The organism is Anaerosolibacter sp., from assembly GCF_029240175.1.
Taxonomy (GTDB): Bacteria; Bacillota; Clostridia; order Peptostreptococcales; family Thermotaleaceae; genus Anaerosolibacter.
This window is the reverse complement of sequence record NZ_JARBTM010000031.1, coordinates 23,718-30,173: the sequence shown is the minus strand read 5'-3', so window position 1 is coordinate 30,173 and position 6,456 is coordinate 23,718. Positions and strand designations below refer to the sequence as shown.

The window sequence follows — 6,456 nt, the reverse complement described above, 5'->3', positions numbered from 1 at the left end:
GCGATCTCTTAGCATTATGGGGTATTAGCACACCTTTCGGTGTGTTATCCCCCTGTATAGGGCAGGTTACCCACGCGTTACTCACCCGTCCGCCGCTAGGTCGCTTCGAAGCAAGCTTCTCCACAACCCCGCTCGACTTGCATGTGTTAGGCACGCCGCCAGCGTTCATCCTGAGCCAGGATCAAACTCTCAATAAAAAAATTGTTTTTGGGCGGTTTTCGTTTTTAGTTCTTCGCTCTTGGTTTTCACCACTAACGACTAACCACTAACTACTAACCAATATATGCTGGCTTAATTCTTACACTGTGTAGTTTTCAAAGACCAAAATTTGTGTCGCTCGTTTTGGCGACTTAAATAGAATATCATGTTTGTCGTTTTATGTCAACAATTTTCTTTATGGTAAATATTATGAGCTTGTTCACCGTGACGACAAAGACTATCTTATCATGTATCTTGCTTTAAATCAACTGGTAATATTTCCTACTTGCTGCCTATCACCCCTTAAAAAGAGGCGGAAGAATAATATATCATAGTTACACCCCTGAATCAATGACCACTTTATTCCATGCCTTTTTTTACTGATAGATTCACTATCATAAAAATAACCCCTTCTTTTTAAAGGGGTTATTGGAATGTCTACTATATTAATATCTTATCCACTATTTAAGTGTTGCTTCATCTACCAGATTGGCTACAGCTTGATTCACTTGGTCTGATGCCTGCACTTGAATCTCAGATAAGTGCTCTAATCTTTTTACTTCATTAAATACTTTTTGAATTTCATCAGACAAATGCTTCAATATATTATTGATTTCATTGGCAAATCCCGCACTGCTGTTGGCCAGCTTTTGTACTTCCTCTGCTACGACGGAGAAGCCCTTACCATGCTCACCTGCTCTAGCAGCTTCAATGGTTGCATTGATACCTAAAATTTTTGTCTGTTTAGCGATACCATTCACGTATTTGACAATCTTATCACTTTCTTGTATGTATTGGGTAGAGGCTTGACTTGAATCATTCAACTTTGTACTGACATCATGAATTGTTTCTATTGAAGATGAAATTTCTTGAAGCTGTTGTTGGACAATTCCTGTCGTACTGTTTATCATATCCAGCTGGTTATTTAACTTATGTAAAGTCTTAATATCCCGCTCTACTAATGACATGATTAATCGCGCACCATGGGAATCGATGATGTTGCATTTGTTTCCAAACTTCGTACTTAATGTTTTTGCCACGCTTTCTTTCCCGGTGGCCTCAATAATCATATCCACAGGAATATCAGCAATGTTGTCTAACGATTGACCATGTTTGATGCCTAATTTTTTTGCTAAGGCTATTCCTGGTGCTTCGGCATTTGGATCAACAACAAGTACAATCGACGTATCCTCTAGCTTTGCTATGGATTCAATTAAACTAACCCCGCCCTTTCCTGCTCCTACGATGGCGATATTCAAAGCCTCTCCCCCTTATCTTCGTGCGCGTTTGTTATTTTAAACATATTCTACATGATTCTCTTAGATTTTACAATGATAGCATTCCACCTTTCTTTACAACGCAAGCCATTTCCCATATCCGTAACGCTTTGTAAAGAATTAGATTAAGTACCTAGTTGTTATGGTATAATAAATATGAAATGCTTTGCCTAATCATTAGAATTGTAATCTAACAAGCCTAAGAATCCTCCATGGCTAAGATAAAAAACGGTGGTGAACAACTTGCTTTCTGTTTTAAAGGGTTTTATATTAGGGCTTATTATTGTTTTACCTGGCATGAGCGGTGGGACCGTTTTTGTGATTCTGGGCATGTATGAAAACATGATTAAGGATATTGTAAGATTTAATCTCAAGCCATATATTCCTCTTCTTTTAGGTATTGCAGGAGGTATATATATTGGCGGAAATATCTTTACAGTATTTTTCCTATCCCACAGAGATATTACAGCTGCCCTTTTGTTGGGTGCACTTTTGGCTTCTGTGAGGGCCGTCATTGACGTGAAACAAAGACCCCATATTAAGCATCTGCTGATACTATTTTTCGGCGTAGTTTTCGGATACTTCACTGCAGGTGAATCCATTAGTATGTTTCCGAGCAAAATAGAGGCCAATCCATGGCTGCTCTTTATCGGCGGCGCATTCTCAAGCGCAGCTATGATTATCCCGGGTATACCGGGAAGCTCAGTATTATTTATATTGAGTATATACGATACCATGCTGCTCTCTATCAAAGAGCTGCATATTTCAAATTTATTCTTCTTTGGTGTCGGCAGTATAGGCGGCATATTGTTGTTGGCAAACATGCTGGAAAAAATCTACGACAAACATAGAGACCTGCTATCTTATCTGTTTGCAGGACTCATCATTGGTTCATCCAGAACCCTGCTTCCATATGATATTAATACGGCCATTGTTTTGGCATTTTCTTTGGCATTTGTTGTGGTATGGCGATTAAGCAAATCCACCTTGGCAGCTCAATAAAACCATTTGCTCATAGGTTTTAACTATATTGTCCTATACAGTCTTGCTAAGATCGCCCATTTCCTATGGATTCGTTTAAGCCCCCTAGGACAGTAAGCGTATGTCTCTATGGCCTTGCCAAAGAATTCTCCGGCCTTTTCTTTGTTGCCTAAACTTCTATACACCATAGCCATTCTATATAGGTTTTCAGTATTTCCAAATCTCTCAACCTTTTCTTCCAATTCTTCTACCGTACTTTTATTTGGTATCCCTTGATTCATTTCATTTTTTAGCAGATAAATATAAGGAAGACCATACCCTATCCTTGGGTCCATTTCCAATGCTTTTTCAATAAACGTTTTTCCTGAGACTTTTTCCTTAAGTTCCATCATTGTCATACCTAAATAATAATAATAGTTTGCCATACCATCCTTCTCCAGCTTTGGATGTTGAAAAGCATCCCGCGCTTGGCTGTACTTTTTCTTTTCAAAATATAGTATCCCTAGGGTAAGGGCTGCGTGGGCGTTTTGTGGATTCACGGTTAACTCCCTTAAATGGGACTTAATTTGATGGTTTGCCCGAACTCCCTTTGTAAAGTCAGGTAAAAATCCAAAATACAGCTTGTCCACCATTCCATAGACTGCAAACACAAGAATCAGTGCAATTAATGGATTTCCCGTTAAATAAGAAAATAAAAAATACAAATAAAAACTGCGCATTCCATCCATCCTTTCTTCATATAGCTCTCTACTTTTTATTATACAAAAATTTTTAAGAACTAACAGCATAAAAGTCCGCTCTTTATTTATTCTTCTGTGGAAAAACGTGAGAATATTTGATATTCTTAATGCAATGAAAGTTTTTTGTGAATAGAATATAACTACACCCCCATAATATAAAGAGGGTATGATATATTCATTAATTCTTTGGAGGGATTTTATGAGCCATTTACCTACACCCGTTGAACTTAACCCAAAATCAAATAAACGCTATACCCTTGGTGAAGAAATCGCCAACAGCGTCACCCATGGTATCGGTGTGCTGTTTAGTATTGTCACCTTAACCATCTTGCTGGTCTACGCCATATGGAAGGGAAGCGTTTTGTCCATTATAGGATTTAGCATCTATGGTTTTTGTTCTATTTGCCTGTATCTTTCCTCTACGCTATACCACAGCTTTCAAAATGAAAGAATTAAGGGGATTCTCAGAGTGTTTGACCATTCTTCCATTTACCTATTTATTGCTGGCACCTATACGCCCATTACCTTGCTGGCTATGCGGGGATATTGGCGTATTGGCATCTTGTCCGCAGTATGGATTATTGCTGTTTCTGGTATCTTGTTCAAAGTATTTACCTATAACAGATTTGAAAAATATAAGATTGTATCATTGGCCCTATATATTGCCATGGGCTGGCTTGTAGTTATTGCCATAAATCCTATGCTGCAGATGGTCCCCCTAGGATTCCTCATGTGGCTCTTGGCAGGGGGAATCATATACACTGTAGGTACTGTGTTTTATGCCATAAAGAGGATTCCCTATAATCATGCCATTTGGCATATTTTTGTTCTTTCAGGCAGTATTGCCCATTTTATAGGAATCTTTATCTACCTTAAATAATAAAAATGCCCTGTCCCCACTTGGAGACAGGGCATTTTTATTATTTAAGTTGCTTTATTGCAGTTTCTTAATATTTCCCAATTATAAGTATTAAAAAAATGAATTTTGTAAACACTGGTAAAGTGCATTTTTGCACAATTCTGTTTTGTTAGATTTATCATTTTACTAGGCAAAAATGCATCTGATTTTTATCATTTGAGCATTCTAGGGGATTTGAGGTGAATTTCATGTGCAAAAATACAATTCGTCTGAATATTTTGTAATCACTATCATTTTAGAAAATAGCAAAAATGCTGTTGTATTTGTCTTCAAAATATAGTATCATTTTATTACATTTATTAATTTTTTTTAACACTTTAAAAAAATTTATGGAGGTGGGGTTTTTTATGGCACAATTTGTTGATGCAGTAAATGGAATACTCTGGAGCAAAGCACTTATTTATCTTTGTTTGGCTGTTGGTTTGTATTTCTCTGTTGTAACCCGTTTCTTGCAAGTGCGTCATTTAAAAGAGATGTGGAAGTTATTGTTTGGAAGCCAAGCTTCTGACACAGGTGTATCGTCTTTCCAAGCTTTCGCTATGGCAGTTTCTGGTCGTGTAGGTACTGGTAATATCGCTGGGGTTGCTACAGCTATTGCAATGGGTGGTCCTGGTGCAGTTTTCTGGATGTGGACAATCGCTTTCCTAGGCGCAGGTTCAGCCTTCGTTGAATCTGTATTGGCTCAGATTTACAAAGAAGAGCAAGACGGCGAATATCGTGGAGGTCCTGCATTCTATATCGAAAAAGGTCTAGGTATCAAGTGGTATGGTGTACTTTTCGCTATCTCTACAGTACTTGGAACTGGTCTTTTCTTACCAGGTGTTCAGTCAAACAGTATCGCTGCTGGGGTTCAAAACGCATTTGGCGTAAGCCCAACCGTTACTGGTTTCGTAATTATCGCATTATTGGGATTAATCATCTTTGGTGGTGTTAAGCGTATTGGTAAGGTTGCTGAGTTGGTTGTTCCTTTCATGGCCATCGCTTACATTTTGGTTGCTCTTACCATCATTATCTTAAACATTGGTCAGTTACCAGGCGTTATCGCGTTAATCTTCAAGAGTGCCTTCGCTGTGGAACCAGCTTTCGCAGGTATTTTAGGTATGGCAATTTCTTGGGGTGTTAAGCGTGGTATTTACTCTAATGAAGCTGGTCAAGGTACTGGTCCGATTGCTGCAGCTGCTGCAGAAGTTTCTCACCCAACAAAGCAAGGTTTGGTACAGGCATTCTCTGTATATGTAGATACATTGTTTGTATGTTCTGCTACAGCTTTCATGATCTTAATCACTGGTATGTATAACGTACAAGATCCAAATGTTGCTGGTGGATTCCTAGTAGAAAAAATTCCTGGCGTAGACATCGGTCCTGCTTATACACAAATGGCAGTGGATACATTGGTTCCTGGTTTAGGTAGTAAGTTCGTTTCCATCGCATTGTTCTTCTTTGCCTTTACAACATTGATGGCATACTACTACTATGCAGAGGCAAACATTGCTTACCTGTTCAAGAACAACGCTTCTTTAAGAAAGACAGCGATTATGGGTGCAAGAATATTACTATTAGGCTCTACTTTCTACGGTGCAGTGAAGACTGCTTCTCTAGCATGGGGTCTTGGTGATATCGGTGTTGGTTTAATGGCATGGTTAAACGTAATTGCTATTATCCTCCTACAAAAACCTGCTTTACAGGCATTAAAAGACTACGAAGAACAGAAGAGTCAAGGTTTAGACCCAATCTATGATCCTAAGAAATATGGTATAAAAGGTGCTGAAGTTTGGGAAAAAATATTGGCAGCTTCAAAAAGTGGTAAAAAAGTAGGCTAATATGATGAATATAAAAACCCCTCTAATCTCAGATTAGAGGGGTTTTTTATTGGCATTCATTGGCATTCACCGTTCTACTTGTCAATATCCGCTGTAGCTGCCGCAATTTCTATCAGTGCCTTCATGCGAAGCTGCTTATCCAGCAAAAAAGCTTTCTTTTCACCTTCACTGCTGGTGGACAAAAAATACCTTTGGGGTAGTTTGTTTAAAACGGTAGCCAGTACATCTTCCCTTTGGATATTATCTCCATTGAATCCATGATGCTTTAGATACTCTGTCATCACTTCCCCTACCAGCACCTCTGTATAGTTCTGTATCGTCACATTCACACCCTCCTCTTTCAACAAATAAAAAGACACCTATTACAGGTGCCCTTACTTCGCTAAAAGGATTTTATCCTTTCTTTACGAAATTCTGCTTCGGCAACCTGGCAATCATCGGAATGGGATTCCTTTAGACCCATGGCTTTGCGTCCTTATCTTTCGATAAGTTTGCGATTAACGGCATATGTTCTTTTTCAA

General features: G+C 38.6%; 5 protein-coding genes, 1 rRNA gene, 2 pseudogenes and 1 riboswitch. Of the genes and pseudogenes, 4 read left to right on the top strand and 4 right to left on the bottom strand.

Annotated features, from left to right (window positions below; genetic code table 11):
- Together K0R93_RS17390 and K0R93_RS17385 are read right to left on the bottom strand one after the other, a co-directional pair.
- A 16S ribosomal RNA gene (locus K0R93_RS17390) occupies positions 1-197 on the bottom strand; the annotation flags it as partial.
- 462 nt (positions 198-659) lie between these two features.
- A complete protein-coding gene (locus K0R93_RS17385) occupies positions 660-1,457 on the bottom strand; it encodes a methyl-accepting chemotaxis protein (protein WP_300304065.1) in 798 nt (265 codons plus the stop codon).
- 249 nt (positions 1,458-1,706) lie between these two features.
- Between K0R93_RS17385 and K0R93_RS17380 the strand changes: the two genes are divergently transcribed.
- Positions 1,707-2,477: an undecaprenyl phosphate translocase family protein gene (locus tag K0R93_RS17380; RefSeq protein ID WP_300304063.1), complete on the top strand. Its 771-nt coding sequence runs from the start codon at positions 1,707-1,709 to the stop codon at positions 2,475-2,477.
- 23 nt (positions 2,478-2,500) lie between these two features.
- Here the strand turns inward: K0R93_RS17380 and K0R93_RS17375 are convergent, their stop codons facing one another.
- Complete coding sequence (locus tag K0R93_RS17375; RefSeq protein ID WP_300304060.1) at positions 2,501-3,175, bottom strand: tetratricopeptide repeat protein; 675 nt, start codon at positions 3,173-3,175, stop codon at positions 2,501-2,503.
- 220 nt (positions 3,176-3,395) lie between these two features.
- Between K0R93_RS17375 and trhA the strand changes: the two genes are divergently transcribed.
- The 3 genes and pseudogenes from trhA to K0R93_RS19320 all read left to right on the top strand — a co-directional run.
- Complete coding sequence (gene trhA, locus K0R93_RS17370; RefSeq protein WP_300304057.1) at positions 3,396-4,076, top strand: PAQR family membrane homeostasis protein TrhA; 681 nt, start codon at positions 3,396-3,398, stop codon at positions 4,074-4,076.
- A 386-nt stretch (positions 4,077-4,462) separates the two neighbouring features.
- On the top strand, positions 4,463-5,935 hold the full coding sequence (locus tag K0R93_RS17365; protein ID WP_300304054.1) for an alanine/glycine:cation symporter family protein: 1,473 nt from the start codon (positions 4,463-4,465) through the stop codon (positions 5,933-5,935).
- Between the two features lie 59 nt (positions 5,936-5,994).
- Positions 5,995-6,042, top strand: a pseudogene (locus K0R93_RS19320) (hypothetical protein); the annotation flags it as partial.
- On the opposite strand, the pseudogene K0R93_RS17360 reads toward K0R93_RS19320, so the two are convergent.
- Positions 6,037-6,258 (bottom strand): annotated as a pseudogene (locus K0R93_RS17360) (late competence development ComFB family protein); the annotation flags it as partial. The pseudogenes K0R93_RS19320 and K0R93_RS17360 overlap by 6 nt on opposite strands.
- 95 nt (positions 6,259-6,353) lie before the next feature.
- Positions 6,354-6,441: riboswitch (cyclic di-GMP riboswitch) on the bottom strand.
- Positions 6,442-6,456 lie beyond the last annotated feature (15 nt).